Here is a 24,681-nt window from a genome sequence, read left to right as displayed (position 1 = left end):
CCTTTCATCATCCGGGCCGGATTACGGCACCGGCCGGCTGTCGGGCCCGGTATAGGCCGAAAGCGGACGGATAAGCCGGTTGTCAGCCACCTGCTCGAACACATGGGCCGACCAGCCCGTCACCCGCGCCATGACGAACAGCGGGGTAAAGAAATCAATGTCGAAGCCCATGAGGTAATAGGCGGGCCCGGCAGGGAAATCGAGGTTGGGGTGGATGTTCTTTTCCCGCAGCATGACGCCGGCGAGGATGTTTTCCATCTCCACCAGATCGGCGCGGCCCTTGAGCAGCGCCACCGCCTCGAAATGCTCGCGCATCGTCGGCACCCGGCTGTCGCCGTTTTTATAGACCCGGTGCCCGAAGCCCATGATCTTGCGCCCTTCCACCAGAGCGCGTTCCATCCAGGCCTCGGCCCGGTCGGCATGTCCGATCTCCTGCAGGAGATGCATCACCGCCTCGTTGGCACCGCCATGCAGATTGCCCTTCAGCGCGCCGACAGCCCCTGTCAGCGCCGAATAGATATCTGAATTGGTGGAGGTGATAACGCGAGCCGTGAAGGTGGACGCGTTGAAGCTGTGCTCGGCATAGAGCGTCATGGACGCATCAAAGGCCTTGACCACTTCAGGCTCGGGCACCGCCTCGAACACCATGTGGAAGAAGTTTTCCGCATATCCAAGATCATCCCGCGGCGCCACGGCGGCCTGACCGCGGCGATTGCGCATCAGCCGCGCAATCACCGCCGGCATGCGGGCATAAAGGCGCATCGCCTTGCGCAGATTGGCCTCCGGGGACGGATCGGCAGTTTCCTCATCCTCCATGCCCATATGGCTGACGGCCGAGCGCACCATGTCCATCGGATGCGCCTGGGTGGGGATGGCATCCAGCATACGGGCAAGCGACGGGCTGAGGGCGCGTTGACCGCGTTCTTCCGCGGTAAAGGCGCTCAACTCGGCCGGTGTCGGCAAGGCGCCCTTCAGCAGCAGGTGGGCCACCTGCTCGAACCGGCATCTGGCGGCCAGATCCTGCACCGCATAACCCCGATAGGTAAGCGCGTTTATCTCCTGCATCACCTTGGAGACGGCGGTGGTATCGACCACCACGCCCACCAGCCCTTTTTTGACCTCGCTCTGGTTCTCGCTCATCTGGCAGCGACCTCCCTTTTTGCCGGAATGGCCGGCTTCAAAAGAGCCGGCATGCCAAAGGGCTTCGTCCGGCGTTATTGCGGCGTCGTCTCCGCGACGGTGAAGTTGAAAAGGCTCTGGTCGAAGTCGTTGTAATCCTCGTAACGCACGACCTCGTAGAGCCGCTTGCGGGTCTGCATCTGGTCCAGAACGCTGTTCTGGTCACCCTCGCGCTTGATCTGCTCCAGCGCACTTTCCACCGCGCCCATGGCAAGACGCAGCGTGGTGACGGGATAGATGACGATGTTGTAGCCAAGCGCTTCCAGCTCGCTGGCATTGAGCAGGCGCGATTTGCCGAACTCGGTCATGTTGGCCAGCAGCGGCACAGAAACCGCCTTGCGCATCGCCTCGAACTCGCGCTCGTCCTTCATCGCTTCCGGAAAGATCGCATCCGCCCCGGCATCGACATAGGCCTTGGCGCGGTCAATCGCCTTGTCCAGCCCTTCGATGGCGCGGCTGTCGGTGCGGGCAATGAGCACGAAGTTGGGATCGCGCTTGGCGTCGGACGCGGCGCGGATCTTCCGCACCATGTCGGTGGCGCTCACCACCTCCTTGCCGTCCAGATGGCCGCAGCGCTTGGGGTTGATCTGGTCTTCCATATGGCAGCCGGCGAGCCCCAGATCCTCCAGCTCCATGATGGTGCGCGCTGCCGACATCGGCTCGCCAAAGCCGGTATCGATATCGATAATCGACGGCAGGTCGGTTACCCGCGCGATTTGCCGGCCGCGCTGGGTTACCTCGCTCATGGTGGTGAGGCCAATATCCGGCAGGCCCAGATCATTGGCCAGCACCGCGCCGGAGATATAGACGCCGTTCCAGCCCTGCTGCTCGATCAGCATCGCCACCAGCGGCGAAAAGGCACCGGGGAAACGCAAAAGCTTGCCGGAGGCGAGCGCCTTGCGGAAATCGGCGCGCTTTTCAGCGCCGTTCTTCTTGGCAAACAACATCCGTTGCCGTCCTTCTTCAAAAGACCCGTCCGGGAGAGATCAGAAAATCCCGGCACGATCGCGCGCGGCGCCCAGCAAGGCCCCTTCCGGCAGCGCCGGGTTGAGCCCGCAGAGGCCGGCGGCATCAAGCCGGGGCAATTGCTGCACCAGATCGAGGAAGCGTTCGGCCTCGGCAGGTGCCAGAACCCCTTCCGTCAGGGTGCGGAACTTGCGGATATAGTCCGGACGGGCAAAGGGACGGGCACCCAGCGGATGGGCATTGGCCACCGCCAGTTCATCCTCGATCACGCTGCCATCGGCCATGGTGACAACCGCCTTGCCGCCGAAGGCCTTACGGGCCGGATCGGCGGTGTGATAGCGCTCGGTCCAGACCGGATCCTCAAGCGTGGAGATCTTGTGCCACAGCGCCACCGTTTCCGGCCGGCGGGCCCGCTCGGGCGCATAGGAGCGCACGTGGTGCCAGCTGCGATCTTCCAGCGCCACGGCGAAGATATACATGATGGAATGGTCCAGCGTTTCGCGGCTGGCATCCGGATCCATCTTCTGCGGATCACCGGCGCCGGTGCCGATCACATAATGGGTGTGATGGCTGGTGTGCAGCACGATGGATTTGACCTTGGCAAGGTCGGGGACACGCGCGCCGAGCCGGGCCGCCAGATCGATGATCGCCTGCGCCTGATATTCGGCACTGTGTTCCTTGGTGTAGGTGTCGAGGATGGCGCGCTTGGGCTCCCCCGCTTCCGGCAGCGGCACCTGGTATTCCGCCTTCGGGCCAGAGAGCATCCAGGCAATCACCGCATCCTCGCCCTCATAGATCGGGGACGGCGCGCCCTCGCCGCGCATCGCCCGGTCCACCGCTTCAATGGCAAGCTTGGTGGCGTGGGCGGGGGCAAAGGCCTTCCACGAGCTGATCTCGCCCTTGCGGCTCTGGCGCGTGGCGGTCGTCACATGCAGCGCCTGCTGGACGGCCTGATAGACCGCTTCGGTCGATAGTCCCAGCAGCGTGCCGATGCCGGCGGCAGCGGAGGGGCCGAGATGGGCCACATGGTCGATCTTGTGCTCATGCAGGCAGATGGATTTGACGAGGTCGACCTGCACCTCATAGGCCGTAGCGGCGGCGCGGATCAGGTCGGCGCCCGAGCAGCCCTTTTGCTGCGCCACCGCCAGCAGGGCGGGCAGGTTATCGCCGGGATGGCTGTAATCGGCAGCCAGGAAGGTGTCGTGGAAATCAAGCTCCCGCACGGCGGTGCCATTGGCCCAGGCCGCCCATTCGGCGCACACCCGAACGCCTTCCGGCAGGCCGAAGAGAGTGGCTCCCCCATCACGCGGATGCGCCAGCGCCTGCGAGCGTGCCGTCACCGCCGGGCTGCGGTTGATGGCGGCAATCGCCACTGCCGCGTTGTCGATGAGGCGGTTGACGATCATCTCCTCCACCGCCGCCTCGACCGGCACCGGGTCGGTGGCAAGCGCGGCCAGCTTCCAGGCCAGCTGCTCTTCGCGCGGCAGCTTTTCGGAGGATTTATAGACGCGGACCTTGTGCAGCTTCATGTCGATCACGCTCATTTTTTAACGGGAGGACAATCGGGCGATGAGATACCTCCTCGCCTGCCGATAGCAGGCGAGCCGGGCAAGGAGGCGCGGCGGTGGCATCGTTTGATGTGCCACCGTCCGCGCCGATCTTAGCGTTTCCGAACCCCAGACTTGGACCGTCGGTAGAAAAGGCAGCGAGATGGGGAGAGTGCTGCCTTGACCGATCCTGCGCGGGCGACGGGAAACCCTGTGGCGCAGGTGATGCGCCTATCTATTCGCAAGATTTGCAGCCTAGCAAGTCTGTATCGTCACAAAAGTGCCTAGAAGGAAAGGATTTGCTTGTATAAAATTCGCAAATGCAAATTTTGCGAATGAGCATTTTGCAAACTGCCGCAACAACTGCTCACTTTTGATGGCCGCCATGGACGAGAAGCTTTTTATCGGCCCCAAACTCAAGCGCCTGCGTGAACGCAAAAGCCTGAGCCAGGCTGACCTTGCCCGTCTCTCTGACGTTTCTCCCAGCTATCTCAACCAGATAGAGCGCAACCAGCGCCCGCTGACGGCCAGCGTCCTGCTGCGCGTCAGCCGCGTGCTCGATGTGGCGCTGGAAGATCTGGCAACGGATGATGAAGCCCAGCTGCTGGTAGAATTGCGCGAGGCACTGGCCGATCCGGTCTTTGCAGCCGATCCGCAAGCGGTCGGCAATGCCGAGCTTCGCAATGCCATCGCCGCCTCCCCTGATCTGGGCGGCAAGTTCCTGACCCTCTACCGGCGCTTTCGCGAGATGCGCGACGCCCGGGATCTTGGCGGCTTTCCCGACGAACCCGGCGTGCGCAGCCAGGGCCCCTACGAAGAAGTTCGCGACTATTTTCACCATATGAACAACTATTTCGACGGGCTGGAGCGGGCCGCCGAAGCGCTGCAGGCACGGGAGAACTTCCGCCTCGGCAATATGCTGGACGATCTCATCAACTATCTCGCCCACACCCACGGCGTGCGCACCCGCATCGACCCCTCAAGCCCCGGCGGCCCCAGCACCCTGCGCCGCTACGATCCGGAAAGCCGCACCCTCACCATCTCCGAGGCGCTACCGCCCGCCAGCCAGACCTTCCAGGCCGCCTACCAGATCGCCCTGCTCGACCAGGCCGAGAGCATCGAGCATCTGATCGGCGAGGCCGGTTTCAGCGCTGAAGGCGCCCCCTCGATCTGCCGGGTGGGGCTTGCGAACCACTTTGCCGGCGCACTCATCATGCCGTACCGCGAGTTCCTCAACAGTGCGGAGGCCTGCTGGTACGATATCGAGCAGTTGCAGCGTCGCTTCGGCGCCAGTTTCGAGCAGGTAACGCACCGGCTCTCCACCCTGCGCCGGCCTGGCGCCCAGGGCGTGCCGTTTTATTTCGTGCGCGTGGACAAGGCCGGCAACATCTCCAAACGCCAGAGCGCCCCGCGCTTCCATTTCGCCCGCTTCGGCGGTGCCTGCCCGCTATGGAACGTGCATGAGGCTTTTGCCTCGCCCCGGCGCATCCTCATCCAGCTTGCCAGCATGCCCGACGGCACGACCTATTTGTGCCTTGCCCGCACGGTGCAGAAAGGCGGCGGCGGCTTTACCGCCCCCAAGCAGGATTTCGCCGTCGGCATCGGCTGCGAGATCTCCTATGCGCACCGGCTTGTCTACGCGCAGGGCATCGACCTCTCCGGCGCGCAGAATGCCGCCGTGCCCATCGGCCCCGGCTGCCGTGTATGCGAGCGGGTGCAGTGCCCGCAACGTGCCTTTCCGCCAGCAACGCGCGCCGTGTCCGTGGACGATAACCGGCGCCGCTTTATCCCCTATTCGGTGGCAGAAGAAAGCTGAGAGACCGGCCCCCGGCGCACCGGTTGAGCCCTTATGCGGCTGAAACCCTCTGGTGCGATGCAGCGTTGCCCAAAGGAAGGCGGCGGCCCATCCGCGCGCCATAGCCCAAGGGAGAACAACATGAATTGGGATCAGATCGAAGGTAACTGGAAAGAGTTCAAGGGCAGCATCCAGGCCCAGTGGGGCAAACTGACCGACGACGATTTCGATGTAATTCGTGGCCGCCGCACCGAACTCGCCGGCACCATCCAGAAGCGTTATGGCATCGCCCGGGAAGAGGCGGATCGCCAGGTCGACCTCTGGCTCGGCAAGCACTAAGGCGCGCCTGACGGAACAGGGGTTTCCGCGTTACCCCCCTCCCGCGGCAGCCCCTCGGGGACGCCCGCCGCTCAGCAGACCCGCTGGCCCTCGCGCCAGACGGAGCGCACGACCGGCAGGCGTCCCTGATCTTCACCAGCCGCTTCCACCCGCACCAGATCGGCGCGCTTGCCGGGCGCGATCTCGCCGCGATCAATCAGCCCCACCGCCCGGGCGGGAGCAGACGTTACCATCGCGACCGCCCTCGGCAGCGTTACGATGCCTTCGTCCGACAGGCGGAAGACCGCCTGCATCAGGCTGAAGGGCACATAATCCGACGACAGAATGTCGAGCAGCCCTTCGCGTGCCAGCTCGGCAGCCGAAATATTGCCGCTGTGCGAGCCGCCACGCACGATGTTGGGGGCCCCCATCAGCACAGCCAGCCCCTCGCCCTCGGCAGCGCGTGCGGCCTCCAGCGTGGTGGGGAATTCGGCAATCGCCACGCCATTCTCCACCGCTTCGGCAACGTGCGCCGCCGTCGCATCGTCATGGCTGGCAAGGCGCAGGCCACGCGCCCGCGCAATCTCCACCACCCGTGCCCGGTTGGCCGGACAATGGCGATGATGGTCGGCCTGCCGCTCGGCGATGAATTCATCCATCTGGCTGTCGCTCATCCCCGTCTTGCCCTGGTAGTAGGTGCGGAAATGGCCGAGATGGACGAACTGGCGCTGCCCCGGCGTATGGTCCATCAGCGACAGGAGCTGCAGCGCCGGATCGTCGAGCAATCCTTCAAGGCCGGCAACAGTGTCCGGGCTGGAGAGCTCGCAGCGGATATGCAGCTTGTGGTCCGCTTTCAGCCAGCCGGCCTCCCGCGCGGCGCGGATGGCTGCTGCCAGCGTGGCGACATTCTCCGCAAGGCCGGCGCTGTCCGTGCGCAGGGTGCCCACCCGCAGCGCATCCAGCACCGTGGTGATGCCGGATGCCGCCACCTGCGCATCATGCGCCTGCACTGCGGCAATCGCCGGCCAGCGCACCTTGGGACGCGGATGGAAATGCGATTCCAGATGGTCGGTATGCAGCTCGACGAGGCCCGGCATCAGATAGTCGCCCGCCAGATCGATCACCCCGGCCGCACGGACGGTGCTGCCTGCGTCAATGCCGGTTATCAGGCCGTCCTTCACCACGACGCTGCCATCCACAATGCTGTCGGCAAGCACGATACGGGCGTTGGTAAAGATGATTTCGGCGGTCATTGAAGGCTCGTAAAGGCGGGTCGGAAGCAACGAAAGAAAGTGGCGGCAATCGCCCGAGCCGTCAGCCGGCCTTGCCGAGCGCAAAATGCCTGAGCATCACGAGCGGCGCCCCCTTCTCCGGCTCCATGAAAAGGGCCAGGGCGTCGACTGTAAAGCCCCCGGAAAGGGATGGCGCAAACCAGCACTCGGCCACAGGTTGCAGCAGCTCCATCTCTGCCGGAAAAATACGGCCGGAAAGCGTCATGTGATAGCGGGACTGATCCATCACATAAGGATAGCCCCAGCGCAGCAGCATCTCGTCCTGCCGCGGGGAAAGGCAGGCGGCCCGACGCCGCGCCAGTTCTTCCACCGGCATCTCGGCGCGGAAGCCATCGAGCGCGGTAACGCACTCTGCTGCCAATGCCTCAAGCGCCTCATTCCGCATGCCCGGCACCAGCGCCAGGAAATGCCCGATGCGCCCTACCTTGAGGTCGGGAACCGCAACCGGCGTCAAGCGCGCCGCGAGCAACGCCACGGCAGCTTCCAGCGCCTCCTGCGTCTCGGCCTCCTTCAAGGCAAAGGGGGGCTTCAGTGTGCCGTGAAAACCGTACCGCCGAGGCTCGGCGGTCATCACCGCCATTTGCGCGGCCTCAATCCCCTGCACCTGTGGCTGCTCCAGCGGGGTGTCCAGGGCGGCATCGCGCCCGAGCCAGCGCGAGCCGGCATCATGCAGGGCCTCTCCCGGGCGTGGGGCGGCGTAAAGCGCAAATCGCATGAACAGACCTTCTGGCAGCAAAACACGGGGCCAGAGCCTATCAGCTTGCCGGGGTCCGGGGCAGCAGGCGCGAAATTTCAGCAGCAGGCCAAAGCCAGAAAATCAAAAGCCCCGAAATCCACGAAGGATTTCAGGGCTTTGAGATGGTGGGCACAGTAGGGATCGAACCTACGACCCGCTGATTAAGAGTCAGCTGCTCTACCGACTGAGCTATGTGCCCATCTGCCGATGTCGGCGGCGTCAGCGCCGGTCCGTCATCGTGTGGGCGGCTGTATAAAGGCCATCCCGTACCCTGTCCAGCCCAAAAAACATGAAAATCGTCCTTGGGGCCGGAAAAAACTCACCGTTACCCATAAGTCGGCAAAAACGGCTTAAACACTGCGAATTCCAGCCGGATCACGCTGCTGGCAATCCAGCAGCAGGTCGCGGCAGATCGGTCCGGCCACCGCACCGCCACCCCCGCCATGCTCCACGATGGTGGCGCAGGCATAACGCGGGTTGTCGAACGGTGCGAAGGCGATGAACAGCGCATGGTCGCGCTGGTTCCACGGCAGATCGTCATTACTGATCACACCGGTGGCACGCTCGGCCATGGTGATGCGGCGCACCTGCGCCGAGCCGGTCTTGCCGGCCATCTCCATGCCCTTCTGCTGGATGCGCGCCCTGTAGGCGGTACCGATGGGAGAATTGACCACCAGCCCCATGCCCCGATGCACCACGGCCAGATTCTCCGCCTTGATGCCCATCAGCGGGAAATCGCCCCGTACTGCCGGCACATCATCGACCGAGAGGGTCAGATGCGGCTTCACCTCGCGCCCAAGGGCAAGGCGGGCGGCCATCACCGCCAGCTGGAGCGGCGTTGACAACACATACCCCTGGCCGATGGCGGCATTGAGCGTCTCGCCCTGCGTCCAGGGCTTGTTGAAGTTGGCGCGCTTCCAGTCGCGGTCGGGAATGGTGCCCGGCCGTTCGCCCGGCAGGTCGATACCGCTCGGGGAATCGAAACCAAAGCGTCGCGCCATCGCCGCGATGCGGTCGATTCCAACGCGGCGGGAGAGCTCGTAATAAAAGACGTCGCAGGAATGCTCGAGCGATTCTGCCGTGCCCACCGTTCCATGCCCGCCGCGCTTCCAGCAATGGAAACGATGGTCGCCGAGATCGTAGTGACCGGGGCAGAAAACCGTAAAGCTCTCGTCGATGATGCCGCTTTCCAGCCCCGCCAGCAGCACCATCGGCTTGAAGGTGGAACCCGGGGCGTACTGGCCGGCAATCGCCTTGTTGGTCAGTGGCGAGGCCGGGTTGGACAGCAGATCTTCCCAGGTATCCGCCGTGATGCCACGGGTAAAGACGTTGGGGTCGAAGCTGGGGCTGCTGACGAGGGCGTAGACATCGCCATTGACCGCATCCATCACCACCGAGGCGGCGCTGCGCTCCTGCGCAAGGCGCTGGGTAGCAAACTGCTGCAGGTTGGCATCCAGCGTCAGCTTGATTTCCGAACCGGGCTTGCCGGGATCACGGTCGATCTCGCGAATCACGCGGCCAAGCGCATTGACCTCCATGCGCTTGCGCCCTGCCTCGCCGCGCAGTTCCTGATCATGGAAACGCTCGATGCCGCTCTTGCCGATGCGGAAACCCGGCAGGGCCAGCACCGGATCGCCATCCAGCTCGCTCTCGGACACCTTGCCGACATAGCCCACGATATGGGCGAAAGCATCCGAATAGGGATAGTAACGCAGCTGACCTTCATCGATGGAGATGCCCGGCAGCTCTGGCGCCGCCAGCTCGAGCGTGGAGACCTCGTCCCAGGTCAGGTTTTCGCGCACCGTCACCGGCATGAAGGCCGGCCGGCGCGAAGCATCGCGCAGGGTGCGCTTCAGGTCGGCTTCGGAGAGCGGCACCAGCCCGGCGAGGTGGTTCAGCACCTCCTCCAGATTGCCGGCCGATTCCCTGACGGCGAGCGCGCGGAAATTCTGTTCGTTGATCGCCAGCGGCACGCCCAGACGATCGGTGATCTGTCCGCGCACCGGCGCCAGAAGCCGCACATTGATGCGGTTATCTTCCGCCAGCGTGGTGTATTTGTCCGACTCGACGACCTGCAGGTAGTAGAGCCGCGACACCAGAGCGCCAAGGCCCGCAGCCTGCAATGCTCCCAGCAGCGCCACGCGCCGGGAAAAGATGCGATAGCGGGAATTGTCGCGGTCGATGGACATCAGCGGATCCAGTAAGGCGCGCCGGCAACAGCCCGCCGGCATCCCCCGCCACAGGCGGTAGACATATCGGTGAAGCTTAGTTGGGCAACACCAGTTTTTCCACCCGCCCCAGGATCCAGCTGACGAACGGCAGGAAGGCCGCCGTCAGCCCGGCGCGGATCAGGGCCGGAATGGGCGAAACGAAGGCAAACTCGAACAGGCAAACCAGCACCCATTGCAGCAGGCCGGCACCGAAGCAGATCACGATGAAACAGCCCCAAAGCACGCTGAAGGACTGGTTGCGGAAGAATTTAAGCTGGCTGCCCAGGATCCAGTGCGTCAGCACGAACACCATGGCATTGAGCCCCGGTGGCACGCCCAGCAATAGGTCGAGGAACAGGCCGAGCACAAAGCAGGCCCAGGGCGGCAGCAGATCGGGCCGATGGATCGACCAGAAATAGACCGCCGCGAAGGAGAGTGATGGCGAAACTGGCCCATAATAGGGCAGCGGCAACGGCATCAGCCCGAGCACCACCAGCACCGCCACCGTCAGCCCCGGCACGATGTGACGCGCGAAATGATCGAGTTTGGTGAGGAAGGTCACGGGGGTTTGCAAAGCGCTTTGGTCGTTGCCGGCGGGAATACCGGCCGGCAGAGCCGGGCGGCCGCTCGCTTATACAGGGCGGACGCCGCGCAGGCGACAGGTTTGACGCCGCAAGGACCGTTGGCCGGGCGCCAAACTTTCAAAAAGGGATAACAGTCCGGGAGGGAGATGCCGCCGGATTTATTCCGGACGTTCGGCAATCTCCAGATCGCCGGCACCGACGCCGAAATCGACGATGCGCACATGCTCCAGCCGCGCGAAATCGGCAAACGGCCGGATGCTGAACGTGCCGTTCTCGCCACCCGTTACCACACCGACCGGAATGCCCGAAGGCACACCGCCGCCATAACCGGAGGTCACCACCCACTCCCCTTCCTTCGCCTCGGTATCCGACGGCAGGAAGAGCAGCTTGGGGGTATCGGTATTGTCGCCGCCCAGAATGGCGCGGGCCCGCTGGTCCTGCAGCAGGACCGGCACCCGGGAACTGGTATCGGTCAGCAGTAGCAGCCGGGCGGAATGGCGACCGGCCTCGACAATGCGGCCGACAATCGCTTCACCGGACATGGCAAGCTGCCCGCGATTCACACCGTCCTCGGTGCCGCGGTCCAGCAGCACGCTGCGGGTGAAGGAGCCGGAGGTATCGGCGATCACATTGGCCGTGACGAAATGCTCGGCATCGTCACGGCGGAAGTTCAGCAGGCGGCGCAGGTCGTTATTTTCCGCCTGCAGGCGCAGGGCGAGGTTCTGCCACTGCTGAAGACGGATATTTTCCGCCACCAGCCGCTCGTTTTCCTGCCGGAGATAAACGAAGCCGCGCGCATCCTCGACGACTCGCGCCGCGAAGGATGCCGGCTTTGCCATCGCATCCAGAATGGGAGACAACGCGTCGACGGTATTGGCGCGGACGAAGTTGACGGCGCGCTCGTCGATCCGGGCGGCCACCATCAGCACCATCGAGGCGCCGATGAGCAGAACCACCGAGAAGCGCTGCGCCGTAGAGCGCAGCGACACAGCTACCCTGGTATTGCCGTGCTGGCCGGATTTCATCAACGGCCTGCCCCCCTAGTTAGCGCAGCAAATGATATCGCTTGGTATGATCGTGACGCACGAAGCTGAAGATTTTCTAAACCAATCCAGCTTTTGTGCGGCCGCCACCCCGAAAACATCTACTGCGCCGCCCGATCCTAGAATCTATATATTACAAAGAGTCGCGCTACGCAATTAATACGCGTCAACAAGAACGCTTCGTAGCGTGCGCATTTCTTCCAGCGCACGGCCCGTGCCCAGCACCACGCAGGAAAGCGGGTCATCGGCGATGGAAACCGGCAGACCCGTCGAGTGGCGCAGCACATAATCGAGGTTGCCGAGCAGGCCGCCGCCACCGGTCAGCACCACGCCCTTGTCCACGATGTCGGCCGCCAGTTCCGGCGCGGTGTGCTCCAGAGCCACCTTCACCGCCTCGACGATTGCGCCAACCGGCTCGGCCAGAGCCTCGGCAATCTGCGCCTCGGTCACCAGCAGTTCCTTGGGCACGCCGTTCATCAGGTCGCGGCCCTTGATCTCCATTGCCCGGCCTTCGCCATCTTCCGGCGGGCAGGCAGAGCCGATTTCCTTCTTGATCCGCTCGGCAGTGCCTTCACCGATCAGCAGGTTATGGTTGCGGCGGATGTAGGCGATGATCGCCTCGTCCATCTTGTCGCCGCCAACGCGCACAGAGCGCGAATAGACGATGCCGCCCAGCGACAGCACGGCCACTTCGGTGGTGCCGCCGCCGATATCGACGACCATGGAGCCGGTCGGCTCGGTCACCGGCAGGCCGGCGCCGATGGCAGCGGCCATCGGCTCTTCAATCAGGAACACGCGGCGGGCGCCGGCAGCTTCGGCCGAATCACGGATCGCGCGGCGCTCGACGGCGGTGGAGCCGGAGGGCACGCAGATGATGACCTGGGGGCTGGCGAAAGAGCGGCGGTTATGCACCTTGCGGATGAAATGCTTGATCATTTCTTCCGCTACTTCGAAGTCCGCAATCACACCGTCACGCAGCGGGCGGATCGCCTGGATGTTGCCCGGCGTACGGCCCAGCATCTGCTTGGCTTCGTCGCCGACGGCCAGCACCTGCTTCTTGCCGCGAACGTTCGCCATCGCAACAACAGACGGCTCGTTCAGAACGATCCCCCGCCCCTTCACATACACGAGCGTGTTGGCCGTGCCGAGGTCAATGGCCATATCGGCGGAAAGCAGGCCGAGGAGGTTCAGAAACATGCGTTAGCTCACCTAGCGGGTCGTATTCAGCTGCACCGCAAGATATCGGGGTCGGGGCCGTTGTGTCACGGCAAGATTTGACCGCGCCAATCCAGTGCGCCGATGCATAGACGATCAGCCGGGGGATGACAAGGCCGAGGCTCCCTTTCCGCAGTGCCGCGGGGGCGCCAGAAAGCGCCGGGATCTTGGCGTTAAAGTGGCAATTTGCGGCCCTCTGCCCGCAGGGCATCAAGCCTCTGAAACCGCTGCATCTTCCGGAATCACGAGGCTTTCATCATCTTCCGGCAACGGCTCGGGTAGAAGGCGGCCATGGCGGGTTGCCCAGCTTTGTGCCGCATTGCGCAGGCGGGTAAGGTCCTGGTCTTTCCACTGCAGGCGCGATTTTGTCTGGTCCTTGAGCGCCAGCTGATAAGCCCGGAAGGCGAGCTGCTCCATCTGCTGCGCTGTCTTGCCGCTGGCCGGCCGGATGGCATCCCCGAACCAGGCCGTCGCGCCGCGCACCAGCGTGATCGAGGAAATGAAAATCCAGTTGGACGGGTCTTCGCCGATTTCGCGCACCACATCGGCAAGCCGCACCATCTGGGAGAGCAGCAGCTCGTCCGGGATACGCTCGCCGCAGCGGCGATAGGCCTCGCGCGTCTCGGTAATGACCTCGTGCCGCCAAAGCTCGAGCGCACGATTGCGCTGCATATCCTCGCTGCCCAGCGTGGCTGTGCGGTACAGCAGGTCGATCTGCCGGGCGAGGCAGGAAAAGTCCGCCTCATTCATCTGCGGCTTCGAGATCAGCCCGCGAACACCGTCGGCCAGTGCCTTGCCGGCCACTTCAACGGCGCTGCGACGCAGTTCCTGGATATGGGAGTAGACGGAACGGCGGCCGAGGGTAGAACCCGGCCATTTGCTGATCAGCATGACATCGCCGATGCTCAGCAGGCCGTCGATCGCCTCCTGGCAGCCATCGGCGACCGCATCCGCACGCTCGAGCCCCTCGCTGGCCAGCAGCCCCCAGTAGTGGCGCAGGCGCCAGCAGTAGCTGCGCGAGCTGTTCTGCATGAACTGGCCGAGCGCCTCCACCTCCTCGGGCGACAAGGCAGGCAGCATTGCCTGCGCAATCGCGAAATTGCGGGTGTGATGGATATTCACGAAGGCCGGCCACATGCCGATATCCGGGTGGCGCAGGTTCGAGGGCAGCGCCCGCATGATGCCGTCTCGCAGGCCCAGCAGGCGCCGGGCTTCACCTCCGGCATCCGGCGTACGGGACGGGCGCCAGCGGCGCACACCCAGTGACTGGATGAGGGCGGGCGCCGCCTTGACGATGCGCAGGAACTCCTCGACATGCTCCACATGGAGCCGGTCTGGATCGATGTTGAAATCGGCCAGGAACGTCCGCACCGTCTCGTTGCGGCGCTGGTTCATCTGCAGCAGGAACTGCCGGGTCAGCTTGTCGGAAGCGAGCACGGTGTCGGCGATGGTGCCGGCATGCTCCAGCAACTCGGCGCGCAGCACCGAGGCCTCCTCGCCTTCCATCACCATATCGACCGGCGCCAGCTTGACCGCAGCGCCGAGTTCCTCCTGCATGCGGTCGGCAACCGGCTTCAGCCCATGGTCGAGCAGCGTCAGATAGAGCGCGCCCATGTCGGCGACATGCAGCATGCCGTCAAAAGGCCCGAGGGCCAGCACGGCCGGATCATGCACCAGCAGCGGTTCGAAGCAGGACAGGAAAAGCCGGCGCGCATGATCGGCGCGCTGACGATTGATCTGGGATACCAGCCCGCGCCGAACGGCTTCCACACGCCCGCCCTCGCCCAGGGCGCCGCTGCTGACGGCCTGCCACAGGTCGTAGCAGAGCTTGGGCGACAGCTGTGACATCGCCTGCCCGATCATGGCTTCAAGCTGGTTGAGATCGACCGGTTTGCGTTGATCTGGCACGGAACCGTATTCCCGAGAAATTCTGTGTCATTCAGCCGGCGGTGCGTCCTGCATGCCCACTTTTGCGCCTAGCGGTACCCAAGCCGACCATTAAGGTCAATTTGAATAGAATTTTATTAACTTCCTCTTGAAGCCAATCCTTTTTTTTCGCGCCGGGCCCAGGGGGCAACGGCGCAAAAAGCAAACGGCCCCGCCAGAAGTCTCTGGCAGGGCCGCTTCGAAGTAAACCTATCCTCTTGGCGAACAAGGGCCAAAAGGCGGGTTCATCAGGTCAGTTGCGGGTCTTGTCGACCAGCTTGTTCTTGCCGATCCACGGCATCATCGCGCGCAGCTTGGCACCCACTTCCTCGATCGGATGCTCGGACTGCAGGCGACGCGTCGCCTTGAAGCTCGGCTGGCCGGCCTTGTTCTCCAGCATCCAGTCGCGGGTGAAGCGGCCAGACTGGATGTCTTCCAGAACGCGCTTCATCTCAGCCTTGGTCTCGCTGGTGACAATGCGCGGGCCGGTGACATAGTCGCCATATTCGGCGGTGTTGGAGATCGAGTAGCGCATGTTGGCGATGCCGCCCTCATAGATGAGGTCGACGATCAGCTTCACTTCGTGCAGGCACTCGAAATAGGCCATTTCCGGAGCGTAGCCGGCTTCCACCAGCGTCTCGAAACCGGACTGGATCAGCTTGGTGAGGCCACCGCACAGCACGGCCTGCTCGCCGAAGAGGTCGGTTTCGCACTCTTCGCGGAAGGTGGTCTCGATGACGCCGGAACGGCCGCCGCCAACGGCGGAAGCGTAGCTGAGCGCCACTTCGAACGCATTGCCGGAGGCATTCTGGTGCACGGCGATGAGGCAGGGAACACCGCCGCCCTTGAGGTATTCGCCGCGCACGGTGTGGCCGGGGCCCTTCGGCGCGATCATGAACACGTCGATGTCGGCAGCCGGCTGGATGAGGCCGAAATGCACATTGAGGCCGTGGGCGAAAGCGACCGCCGCGCCCTTGCGCAGGTTCGGGCCGATTTCGTTGTTGTAGATATCAGCCTGCAGCTCGTCCGGGGTGAGCATCATGATGACGTCGCACCAGGCGGCAGCCTCGGGCACGGACATCACGGTCAGGCCTTCGGCTTCGGCCTTCTTGGCGGTGGCGGAACCCGGACGCAGGGCAATGCGCACGTCCTTGACGCCGCTGTCACGCAGGTTCAGCGCGTGGGCGTGGCCCTGGCTGCCGTAACCGACGATGACAACCTTCTTGCCCTTGATCAGGTTCACATCGGCATCGCTGTCGTAATAAACGCGCATGGGTGTTCTCTCTCGGTGGGGAGCCGGTTCAGCGGCCCTTGTTATGGATCAGTCCCGGCAGGCAGGACTGTTGCTTGGATGCGGCGGGCAGCCACCCCGGAGCGCCCCGACGGGGCACTGCTTCGAAGGCCGGACTGCCAGTGGGGCGGAGAATAGCGAGACCCGCGGGAAAAATCTTGCCTTTCTTTGCGCGCAGGCAGATTTTCTGGACATAAAAAATCCACTTATGGCGACAAAAGAGACTAATTTATGCCGGATATCGACGCCACCGACCGTGCCCTGCTCTCCTTGCTGCAGGATGACGCCATGATCGCCACCGGCACGCTCGCGGAAAAGGTGGGGCTGTCACAGTCCCCCTGCTGGCGCCGCATCCGCCGGCTGGAGCAGGAAGGGGTGATCCAGTCGCGCGCCGCGGTGCTCGACCGGCAGAAGCTCGGCCTTGATGTCGAGGTATTCGTGCGTATCCGCCTCAGCGAGCGCGGCCTGCAGGCAACCGAACTGTTCGAGGCCAAGATCCGCGACTGCCCGGAGATTCTGGAATGCCACATGCTGCTGGGCGAAATCGACTATCGCCTGCGCGTGGTGGTCAAGTCGCTTGCCCAGTACGATACTTTCCTGCGCGAGACGCTCTCCCGGCTGCCGGGTGTGCGCGACATCGAGAGCTCCATCGTCATCTCTACCGTCAAGAACACCACGGCCCTGCCGCTCGGCCTTCTGGGCTAGCGACCCTGCCTCTGGCGGCATGACTGTATCGTGACATTTGCGCGATGGTATTATGACCAGCGGCGGCGTATTGAGCGTCAGGCAGCCCCTGCCCGCTGACGTCTTTTTGCCTGAAGTTCCGCCCGAATGTCCCTTGGCATCCTTCTGCTGGTCCTGTTTGCCGCGCTGATGCACGCCTCCTGGAACGTGCTGGTCAAGTCCGGCGAGGACAAGTTCCTCTCCTCCGTGCTCATCGCCACCGGCGCCGCCATCCTTGCCGGACCGGCGCTGCTGTTCCTGCCGGCGCCTGCCATTGCCAGCTGGCCTTTCATCGCCCTCTCAACCGTGCTCCAGGTCATCTATTATTACCTGCTGTCGGCCGCCTATCACGGCGGGGAGATGAACCGGGTCTATCCGCTCATGCGCGGCACGGCACCGCTGCTGGTGGTTGCTCTCAGCGGCTGGCTGCTGGGCGAAACGCTGCACCCGGCAGCCCTCTTTGCCGTTATCGCGCTGTGTGCCGGCGTTCTCGGCCTCATCGGCGATCCGCGCGTGCTGTGGCGCTCGGGCAATGCCACCCGCTACGCGCTCGCCAACGCGCTGATCATCGCCTCCTATTCGCTGACGGATGGTCATGGCGTGCGGCTTTCCGGTGCGCCGGAGGCCTATACGCTGTGGATTTTCTTCACCCAGGGGGTGGCGATGTTCGGCTGGGCGGCCTTTGTCCGCCGGCGTGCCTTCTTTTCCCAGCTGCGCCAGCGTTGGCCGGTGGCGCTTGGCGGGGGCGGCCTCAGCATCGCCTCCTACGGCCTTGCCCTGATGGCGATGACCCAGGCGCCGGTCGCGCTGGTGGCCGCCCTGCGCGAAAGCTCGATCCTGTTCGGCATCCTGCTGGCGCGCCTGCTGCTTAAAGAAAAAATCAGCGCCAGCCGAGTGTTTGCGGTGGCGCTGATCGTCGCGGGAGTCATCGGCATGCGCCTTGCCTGAAGGCGCATGCCGTAACAGCAGGGTTCAGAAGCTTTCGATGAAGATCTTGGTGCGCTGATCCTTGGGCGAACCGAAGAGTTCGCTGGTCTTGCGCACCTCGACCACCCGGCCGGCTTCCATGAACACCGTCTCATCGGAGATGCGGCGGGCCTGGTTCACGTTGTGCGACACCAGGATGATGGTGAAGTCCTGCCGCAACTCGCGCACCAGTTCCTCGATCTTCACGGTCGAGAGCGGGTCGAGTGCCGAAGTCGGCTCGTCAAGCAGCAGCACTTCGGGCTTGAGGGCCACAGTGCGCGCGATGCAGAGGCGCTGCTGCTGGCCACCGGAAAGGGCGGTACCGGCCTTGTGCAGCTTGTCCTTCACCTCGCTCCAGAGCGCGGACTTGGTGAGCGCCCATTCCACACGCTCCTCGATCTCCGCAGGCGTCATCTTGTAGTGACGCTTGAGACCGAAAGCGACGTTCTCGAAGATCGTCATCGGGAACGGGGTCGGCTTCTGGAACACCATGCCGATCTTCAGGCGAAGATCGTTCACATCGATGCCCGGCTCCAGCACGTTGGCGCCATGGAACAGCACCTCGCCCGCAGCCCGCTGGTTCGGGTAGAGCTCATAGATGCGGTTGATGGAGCGGATCAGCGTGGACTTGCCGCAGCCCGACGGCCCCATCAGGGCCGTCACCTGGCCGCGATGGAAGGTAAGATTCACGTCGAAGAGCGACTGCTGGGTGCCGTAGAAGAAGCAGAGTTTCTTGAGTTCCAGCACGGCAGCCTTGTGCGGCGCGGCCTCTGCCTTGTGATCCTGCTTGGCGGCATGCGAAGAGTTCGCCATGTCGGTTTTCCTTGAAAAGAGGTCTCGGCGGAGAAGTCGATCCGGTCAGCGCGTGCGGAAGAAGATGCGCGCGACCACACTGAGGCCCAGGATGGAAACGGTGATGAGGATGGCACCGGCCCAGGCGAGATTTTGCCAGTTCTCGTAGGGGCTGAGCGCATAATTGAACATCACTACCGGCAGGTTCGCCATCGGCTGCATCGGGTTGCCGGTGAAGAAGTTGTTGGAAAGCGCGGTGAAGAGCAGCGGTGCCGTTTCACCGGTAATGCGCGCCGTGGCCAGCAGGATAGCCGTCACGATGCCGCCGGCCGCCGCGCGCCAGATGATGAGCACCGTCACCTTCCATCGCGGAATGCCAAGGGCAACGGCAGCCTCGCGCACCTGCACCGGCAGCAGTGCCAGCACGCCTTCGGCCGTACGCACCACCATCGGGATGGCGATGAACGCCAGTGCCACCGACCCGGCGAGACCGGAGAAGTGGCCGAGCGTTCGCACCATGAAGGCATAGGTAAAGAGGCCGACGAGGATCGACGGCGCCGACAGCAGCACGTCGTTGAAGAAGCGCACCAGCGCCGCCAGTTTGCCCTTGCCGGGGAACTCCACCAGCATCGTGGCGATCAGGATGCCGACGGGCGCGGCAATCGCCATGGCTATGCCGGTGATGATGAGCGTACCGACAATGGCATTGGCAAGACCGCCGCCTTCGACGCTCGGGGGCGGCGTGCTTTCGGTGAAAAGCGACAGGGAAAGGCCCGGCAACCCGAGTTTGAGCAGGCAGTAAAGGATCAGTGCCAGAACACCGATGCCGAAAACCGCCGCCAGAAAACACAGGGCGCTGAACACCCAGTCCTTGATCCGGCGGGCGCTAATGCTCGGACCGGCGGAGATGTTGATCGAAATCTGCATCGCTCAGCCCTTCTTGCGCATGCCGCCCATAAGCAGGCGGGAGATCACCAGCACCACGACGGTGATGGCGAAGAGGATCAGGCCGAGCTCCATGAGCGCGGAGGAATACATCTCGCCGGTCGCCTCGCTGAACTCGTTGGCGATGGTGGCGGAGATGGACGTGCCGGGCATGAAGAGCGAGGCGTAAAGCTCGTGCGCGTTACCGATCACGAAGGTGACGGCCATCGTCTCGCCCAGCGCACGACCGAAGCCGAGGATGACGCCGCCGATCAAGCCTACCTTGGTGTAGGGCACGAGCACCAGCCGGACCACCTCCCAGCGCGTCGCGCCAAGGCCGTAGGCCGCTTCGCGCACCACGGTTGGCACGGCGCTGAACACATCGCGCATGACGGCGGTGATAAGCGGCAGCACCATGAAGGAAAGGATAAGGCCGGCCGTCATCATGCCGATGCCGATGGGCGGCGGGCCAAAGAGGGTGCCGAGGATCGGCACGCCGTCAAAGGCCTCGATCACCACCGGCTGGACATGCGCTGCCATGAAGGGGGCGAACACCAGCAGGCCCCACATGCCGTAGATGATGCTGGGGATGCCGGCCATCAGTTCGATAAGGCGGGCAATCACCACGCCCACGCGTGGCGGCACGATCTCGTTGACGAAAACGGCGATGCCGAAGGAAACCGGCACGGCCACGATCAGGGCGATAACCGAACTTACCAGCGTACCGACAATCGCCGGGAACGCACCGAAATGCTCTTCGACAGGATCCCACTCGCTGGAGGTGATGAAGCCGAAGCCGAACTCCTTGAGGGAGGGCCAGCTTTCGAACACCAGAACGGCCATGATGCCGAACAGCAGGGCAATCAACGCTGCGCCGAGGATGCGCGAGCCGCCGATAAACAGTTTGTCCGGCAGGCTGGCTCCCCGCTTGAGCGTAACAGCGGGCGAGCTTTCAACCACGGCAGAGCTTGGAAGCGAAGTGCCTATGATGGCGTCCTCCGTCGGTGGGCGCTTGAAGGTTGTGGCGTCCATGCGTTCAATCCGCTCTTGGCAGAGGCCGTCCGCCGGCGCCGGCGCGAAACTACACGCCTTCCCGGCTTCAGAACAGAATAATGCGGTGCCCGGCGGACCGGGCACCGCATCAACGACTTAACTCACATCCGGAAAACCGGAGGACATTACATTGCCGGCCAGACTGCGGCGCCGCTGTCCTTGATCTCGGTGGCCCAGGTCTTTTCGATCAGGGCAGCAACGCTTTCCGGCATCGACAGGTAGTCGAGCTTGGTGGCGTCGGCTTCACCGTTCTTGAAGACCCAGTCGAAGAACTTCAGGGCAGAGCTGGTGGCAGCCTTGTCCTGCGGCTGGGCATAGGTCAGCACGAAGGTGGTCGCCATGATCGGCCAGCTCTTGTCGCCCGGCTGATTGGTCATGATGAGGCCGTAACCCGGGACGCTGCCGTAGTCAGCGCCTTCAGCAGCGGCCTTGAAGGTCTCGCCAGTCGGCTCGACGGTCTTGCCGTTGGCGTTCACAAGCTTGGTGTAGGCCAGCTTGTTCTGGGTGGCGTAGGCATACTCGACGTAACCGATGGAACCCGGAACGGTCTGGACGTACTGGGCGACGCCAGCGTTGCCCTTGCCACCGATACCGATCGGCCACTTCACTTCGGTGGAGGAACCGACTTCAGACTTCCACTCCGGGCTGACCTTGGACAGGTAGTCGGTGAAGTTGAAGGTGGTGCCCGATCCGTCGGAGCGATGCACGACGGTGATGGCCTGATCGCCGATCTTGAGGTTCGGGTTCAGCGCGAGGATCGCCGGGTCGTTCCACTTGGTGATCTTCTTCATGAAGATCTTGGCCAGCACGTCACCATTGAGGGTGATGTCGCCGGCGGCGATGCCGGTAACATTCACGACCGGAACGATCGCGCCAGCAACCATCGGCCACTGCACGTAACCCTTGCTCTTCAGGTCGTCGCCCGACAGCGGCTTGTCGGAAGCCGCGAAGGTCACCGTCTTGGCATCGAGCTGCTTGAGACCGCCGCCGGAGCCGATGGCCTGGTAGTTCACGTCGGTACCGGTGGCCTTCGAGTAACCCTGGGCCCACTGGGAGAGAACCGGGTAGATGAAGGTGGAACCGGCGCCGGTGATGGTGTCGGCGTGCGCCGCGGACACGGACATCGCAGCGAAGGCAACGCCGGCGGCGGCGGTGCGAACGAGGCTGGAGAGAGAGCGCATTTCTTCCTCTTTGCGTTAGTCGTGAGACTTTTCTGGCTCAGCAACGGCCTTCTTCGAAAAAAGCTCTTTAAGGCTCCCTCCGAAGCGAAGGGCGTCCCCGCGTTGCCCGCTCCAACTACCACCCGGTCTATTGCAGTTACGTGACAGCGACATGACAAGTTTATCAAATCGCACTGTCACAAAGGCTGGCTCCGGCCTGCGAGCGTAGGCGACCAGAATCTGCGAATTGGCCGCAACCACCTGATTCCGGGGAATGTTACAAGCGCCCTTACAATTGAACAGCTTTGCAATGGCGCACGTAATGCGCTCAGGGCGCGCCGTCATTTTTGTGGATGTCCGGCGCTACCGGATATGCATGAATGCAAAAACACCCCGGCGGGAGACCCGCCGGGGTGTCTGTCATGCGGCAACCGGCCGATTTGGTGTCAAAGAGTCGCGGTGCCGCGACCGATGGCAACCACGCCGGTACGGACAATCTCCACCAGCCCGAGCGGCCGCATCAGGCTGGCAAAGTCATCCTGCTCGGCACTGGTGCCGGTGAATTCGAAGACGAAGCTCTCCAGCGTCGCATCCACCACGCGGGCCTTGAAGATATCGGCCATGCGCAGCGCCTCGACCCGGCGCTCGCCGGTGGAGACGATCTTGATGAGCGCCAGTTCACGCTCGATATGCACGGCTTCCAGCGTCAGGTCGCGCACCTTGTGCACCGGAACCAGGCGGTCCAGTTGCGCCTTGATCTGTTCGACGATCATCGCCGTACCGCTGGTGACGATGGTTATGCGCGAGAGATGCTCGGCATGGTCGACCTCACTCACGGTGAGGCTCTCGATATTGTACCCGCGGCCGGAGAAGAGGCCGATGACACGGGCAAGAACGCCCGGTTCGTTATCGACCAGCACACTGATGGTGTGGCGGTTGATGCGCTCTTCGTTGTGCTGGAACTCATAGACTGAGGGCGGCTGGATCATTTTTGTCGTCGCTCTCTTGAAGCGGGAGGCGGGGAAAGGCCGGAAGGCCCGCCGCAGGATGCCGCACCGTCAGCGGGCGGCATCCCGGGCTTGAAGCATGCAGAGAAAAGAAGGCCTCAGACGAGGACCATGCCTTCTTCCGTGATCGGGTTCTCGACCTGATCTTCCGGCCCGAGCAGCATTTCATTGTGCGCGCGGCCCGAGGGGATCATCGGGAAGCAGTTTTCCTTCTGATCGACCCGGACGTCGGCAAATACCGGACGGTCGGTCTTGATCATTTCCTCGATGAGGCCGTCGAGATCGGACGGGCTGTCAGCACGCAGGCCAACCCAGCCATAGGCCTCCGCCAGCTTGACGAAGTCCGGCAGTGCCTCGGAATAGCTTTCCGAGTAACGCTCGCCATGCAGCAGCTCCTGCCACTGGCGCACCATGCCCATCCACTGGTTGTTGAGGCAGAACACCTTGACCGGCAGGCGGTACTGGGTGGCCGTCGTCATTTCCTGGATGTTCATGAGGATGGAGGCTTCGCCGGCCACATCGATGCACAGCTTGCCCGGGTTGGCCATCTGCGCGCCGATGGCGGCAGGCAGGCCATAGCCCATGGTGCCAAGCCCGCCGGAGGTCATCCAGCGATTGGGCTGGTTGAAGGGCAGGAACTGCGCCGCCCACATCTGGTGCTGCCCCACCTCGGTGGAGATGTAGACATCATCGCCATAGGGCTTGATGTGATGGGCCAGACGCTCCAGCGCGTATTGCGGCTTGATGATGGTGTCGGACTTGCGATAGCGCAGGCAATTGACGCCCCGCCATTCGTCAATCTGCTTCCACCAGCTGGCCAGTGCCTCACGGTCGGCCTTCTTGCCGTAGCCTTCCTCACGCCAGATGGTCAGCATGTCTTCCAGCACGCTGGCGGCATCGCCGACGATCGGCAGGTCCACGCGGACATTCTTGTTGATGGAGGACGGGTCGATATCGACATGGATCTTGCGCGCGCCCGGCGCAAAGCCGGAGATGCGCCCGGTCACGCGGTCATCGAACCGCGCGCCGATATTGATCATGACGTCCGAGCCATGCATGGCGAGGTTGGCTTCGTAGGTGCCATGCATGCCCAGCATGCCCAGCCAGTTCTTGCCGCTCGCCGGATAACAGCCAAGGCCCATCAGCGTGGAAGTGATGGGGAAGCCCGTCTCCGCCACCAGCTCGCGCAACAGTTCGGAGGCGCGCGGACCGGCATTGACCACGCCGCCGCCGGTATAAAGGATCGGCTTCTTCGCCGCTGCCATCATGGCGACCGCCTGGCGGATACGCTCGCGGTCACCCTGCACCTGCGGGCGATAGCTCTTGAGCTGTACGCCTTCCTTGGAGGTGTAGGTGCCTTCCAGCTGCAGGACGTCCTTCGGCAGGTCGATCACCACCGGGCCGGGGCGGCCGGTGGTTGCCACCAGGAAGGCCTCGTGCACCACACGCGCCACATCATCCGGCGATTTCACCAGATAATTATGCTTGGTGCAGGGACGGGTAATGCCGGTGGTATCAGCTTCCTGGAAAGCGTCGTTGCCGATGAGATGGGTCGGCACCTGGCCGGTCAGGCAGATGATGGGAATGCTGTCGAGCAGCGCATCGGTCAGGCCGGTCACCGCATTGGTGGCACCCGGCCCGGAGGTAACGAGGACGACGCCGACCTTACCGGACGAGCGTGCATATCCTTCCGCGGAATGTACCGCGCCACCTTCCTGACGCACGAGAACGTGGCGAAGCTCGTTCTGCTTGTAGAGCGCGTCATAGATGGGAAGGACCGCACCGCCCGGATATCCGAATACGACTTCGACACCCTGCTCCCGCAGGGCACGAATCAGTATCTCAGCTCCAGTTTGGCGACTATCGGTCATCATGTTTCCTCAAAAGAACGGTCGGACCCCTGCCAGGGGCCCCCGGATTTCTCCGTAAGGGTTGGGAAAGTGCCAGTTTTCCG

Annotated in this window: 21 protein-coding genes and 1 tRNA gene; 4 read left to right on the top strand and 18 right to left on the bottom strand. The window is 63.4% G+C overall.

Going from position 1 to position 24,681, the window contains the following annotated elements:
* Window positions 1-21: 21 nt before the first annotated feature.
* From QTL98_RS08355 to QTL98_RS08345, 3 genes are all read right to left on the bottom strand, one after another.
* Complete coding sequence (locus tag QTL98_RS08355; RefSeq protein ID WP_445681760.1) at window positions 22-1,140, bottom strand: bifunctional 2-methylcitrate synthase/citrate synthase; 1,119 nt, start codon at window positions 1,138-1,140, stop codon at window positions 22-24.
* A gap of 74 nt (window positions 1,141-1,214) precedes the next feature.
* Window positions 1,215-2,126 (bottom strand): methylisocitrate lyase, encoded by a 912-nt coding sequence (gene prpB, locus QTL98_RS08350; protein WP_445681759.1) that lies wholly within the window; start codon window positions 2,124-2,126, stop codon window positions 1,215-1,217.
* A 39-nt stretch (window positions 2,127-2,165) separates the two neighbouring features.
* Window positions 2,166-3,674 (bottom strand): MmgE/PrpD family protein, encoded by a 1,509-nt coding sequence (locus QTL98_RS08345; RefSeq protein WP_445681758.1) that lies wholly within the window; start codon window positions 3,672-3,674, stop codon window positions 2,166-2,168.
* A gap of 403 nt (window positions 3,675-4,077) precedes the next feature.
* On the opposite strand from QTL98_RS08345, the gene QTL98_RS08340 reads away from it, so the two are divergent.
* Both QTL98_RS08340 and QTL98_RS08335 read left to right on the top strand, forming a co-directional pair.
* Window positions 4,078-5,508 carry a helix-turn-helix domain-containing protein gene (locus tag QTL98_RS08340; protein ID WP_445681757.1) on the top strand — a complete coding sequence of 477 codons (1,431 nt, stop codon included), beginning with the start codon at window positions 4,078-4,080 and terminating at the stop codon, window positions 5,506-5,508.
* A gap of 120 nt (window positions 5,509-5,628) precedes the next feature.
* Complete coding sequence (locus tag QTL98_RS08335; RefSeq protein WP_445681756.1) at window positions 5,629-5,826, top strand: CsbD family protein; 198 nt, start codon at window positions 5,629-5,631, stop codon at window positions 5,824-5,826.
* 71 nt (window positions 5,827-5,897) lie between these two features.
* Here QTL98_RS08335 and QTL98_RS08330 read toward each other — a convergent pair whose 3' ends face one another.
* The 9 genes from QTL98_RS08330 to ilvC form a co-directional block, all read right to left on the bottom strand.
* Window positions 5,898-7,058: an alpha-D-ribose 1-methylphosphonate 5-triphosphate diphosphatase gene (locus tag QTL98_RS08330; protein ID WP_445681755.1), complete on the bottom strand. Its 1,161-nt coding sequence runs from the start codon at window positions 7,056-7,058 to the stop codon at window positions 5,898-5,900.
* A 61-nt stretch (window positions 7,059-7,119) separates the two neighbouring features.
* Window positions 7,120-7,812 carry a DUF1045 domain-containing protein gene (locus tag QTL98_RS08325; protein ID WP_445681754.1) on the bottom strand — a complete coding sequence of 231 codons (693 nt, stop codon included), beginning with the start codon at window positions 7,810-7,812 and terminating at the stop codon, window positions 7,120-7,122.
* 144 nt (window positions 7,813-7,956) lie between these two features.
* Window positions 7,957-8,032, bottom strand: a tRNA-Lys gene (locus QTL98_RS08320).
* Between the two features lie 151 nt (window positions 8,033-8,183).
* Window positions 8,184-10,022, bottom strand: a complete 1,839-nt coding sequence (gene mrdA / locus QTL98_RS08315; protein WP_445681753.1) for a penicillin-binding protein 2 — start codon at window positions 10,020-10,022, stop codon at window positions 8,184-8,186.
* 76 nt (window positions 10,023-10,098) lie between these two features.
* Window positions 10,099-10,605 carry a rod shape-determining protein MreD gene (gene mreD, locus QTL98_RS08310; RefSeq protein WP_445681752.1) on the bottom strand — a complete coding sequence of 169 codons (507 nt, stop codon included), beginning with the start codon at window positions 10,603-10,605 and terminating at the stop codon, window positions 10,099-10,101.
* A gap of 180 nt (window positions 10,606-10,785) precedes the next feature.
* Window positions 10,786-11,652 carry a rod shape-determining protein MreC gene (gene mreC, locus QTL98_RS08305; protein WP_445681751.1) on the bottom strand — a complete coding sequence of 289 codons (867 nt, stop codon included), beginning with the start codon at window positions 11,650-11,652 and terminating at the stop codon, window positions 10,786-10,788.
* A 174-nt stretch (window positions 11,653-11,826) separates the two neighbouring features.
* Window positions 11,827-12,867: a rod shape-determining protein gene (locus tag QTL98_RS08300; RefSeq protein ID WP_445681750.1), complete on the bottom strand. Its 1,041-nt coding sequence runs from the start codon at window positions 12,865-12,867 to the stop codon at window positions 11,827-11,829.
* A gap of 228 nt (window positions 12,868-13,095) precedes the next feature.
* On the bottom strand, window positions 13,096-14,793 hold the full coding sequence (locus QTL98_RS08295) for a hypothetical protein (protein ID WP_445681749.1): 1,698 nt from the start codon (window positions 14,791-14,793) through the stop codon (window positions 13,096-13,098).
* Window positions 14,794-15,064: 271 nt separating this feature from the next.
* Entirely contained in the window at window positions 15,065-16,084 is a 1,020-nt protein-coding gene (ilvC, locus tag QTL98_RS08290) for a ketol-acid reductoisomerase (RefSeq protein WP_445681748.1), read from the bottom strand.
* 249 nt (window positions 16,085-16,333) lie between these two features.
* Here ilvC and QTL98_RS08285 point away from each other — a divergent pair, with 249 nt between their 5' ends.
* Both QTL98_RS08285 and QTL98_RS08280 read left to right on the top strand, forming a co-directional pair.
* Window positions 16,334-16,807 carry an Lrp/AsnC family transcriptional regulator gene (locus tag QTL98_RS08285; protein ID WP_445681747.1) on the top strand — a complete coding sequence of 158 codons (474 nt, stop codon included), beginning with the start codon at window positions 16,334-16,336 and terminating at the stop codon, window positions 16,805-16,807.
* A 126-nt stretch (window positions 16,808-16,933) separates the two neighbouring features.
* Window positions 16,934-17,773 carry an EamA family transporter gene (locus QTL98_RS08280; RefSeq protein WP_445681746.1) on the top strand — a complete coding sequence of 280 codons (840 nt, stop codon included), beginning with the start codon at window positions 16,934-16,936 and terminating at the stop codon, window positions 17,771-17,773.
* 24 nt (window positions 17,774-17,797) lie between these two features.
* On the opposite strand, the gene pstB is transcribed toward QTL98_RS08280, so the two are convergent.
* From pstB to QTL98_RS08250, 6 genes are all read right to left on the bottom strand, one after another.
* Window positions 17,798-18,604 carry a phosphate ABC transporter ATP-binding protein PstB gene (gene pstB / locus QTL98_RS08275; protein WP_445681745.1) on the bottom strand — a complete coding sequence of 269 codons (807 nt, stop codon included), beginning with the start codon at window positions 18,602-18,604 and terminating at the stop codon, window positions 17,798-17,800.
* A 45-nt stretch (window positions 18,605-18,649) separates the two neighbouring features.
* Window positions 18,650-19,510: a phosphate ABC transporter permease PstA gene (pstA, locus tag QTL98_RS08270; protein WP_445681744.1), complete on the bottom strand. Its 861-nt coding sequence runs from the start codon at window positions 19,508-19,510 to the stop codon at window positions 18,650-18,652.
* A gap of 3 nt (window positions 19,511-19,513) precedes the next feature.
* Window positions 19,514-20,539 (bottom strand): phosphate ABC transporter permease subunit PstC, encoded by a 1,026-nt coding sequence (gene pstC, locus QTL98_RS08265; RefSeq protein ID WP_445681743.1) that lies wholly within the window; start codon window positions 20,537-20,539, stop codon window positions 19,514-19,516.
* A gap of 146 nt (window positions 20,540-20,685) precedes the next feature.
* Complete coding sequence (pstS, locus tag QTL98_RS08260) at window positions 20,686-21,741, bottom strand: phosphate ABC transporter substrate-binding protein PstS (protein WP_445681742.1); 1,056 nt, start codon at window positions 21,739-21,741, stop codon at window positions 20,686-20,688.
* A gap of 425 nt (window positions 21,742-22,166) precedes the next feature.
* On the bottom strand, window positions 22,167-22,709 hold the full coding sequence (gene ilvN / locus QTL98_RS08255; RefSeq protein WP_445681741.1) for an acetolactate synthase small subunit: 543 nt from the start codon (window positions 22,707-22,709) through the stop codon (window positions 22,167-22,169).
* 116 nt (window positions 22,710-22,825) lie between these two features.
* Window positions 22,826-24,598, bottom strand: coding sequence for an acetolactate synthase 3 large subunit (locus QTL98_RS08250; RefSeq protein ID WP_445681740.1), 1,773 nt, complete (start codon window positions 24,596-24,598; stop codon window positions 22,826-22,828).
* Window positions 24,599-24,681 lie beyond the last annotated feature (83 nt).

Origin of the sequence: Radicibacter daui (assembly GCA_030657355.1) — a bacterium.
Classification (GTDB): domain Bacteria; phylum Pseudomonadota; class Alphaproteobacteria; order Radicibacterales; family Radicibacteraceae; genus Radicibacter; species Radicibacter daui.
This window is presented reverse-complemented; position numbering and strand designations above follow the sequence as displayed.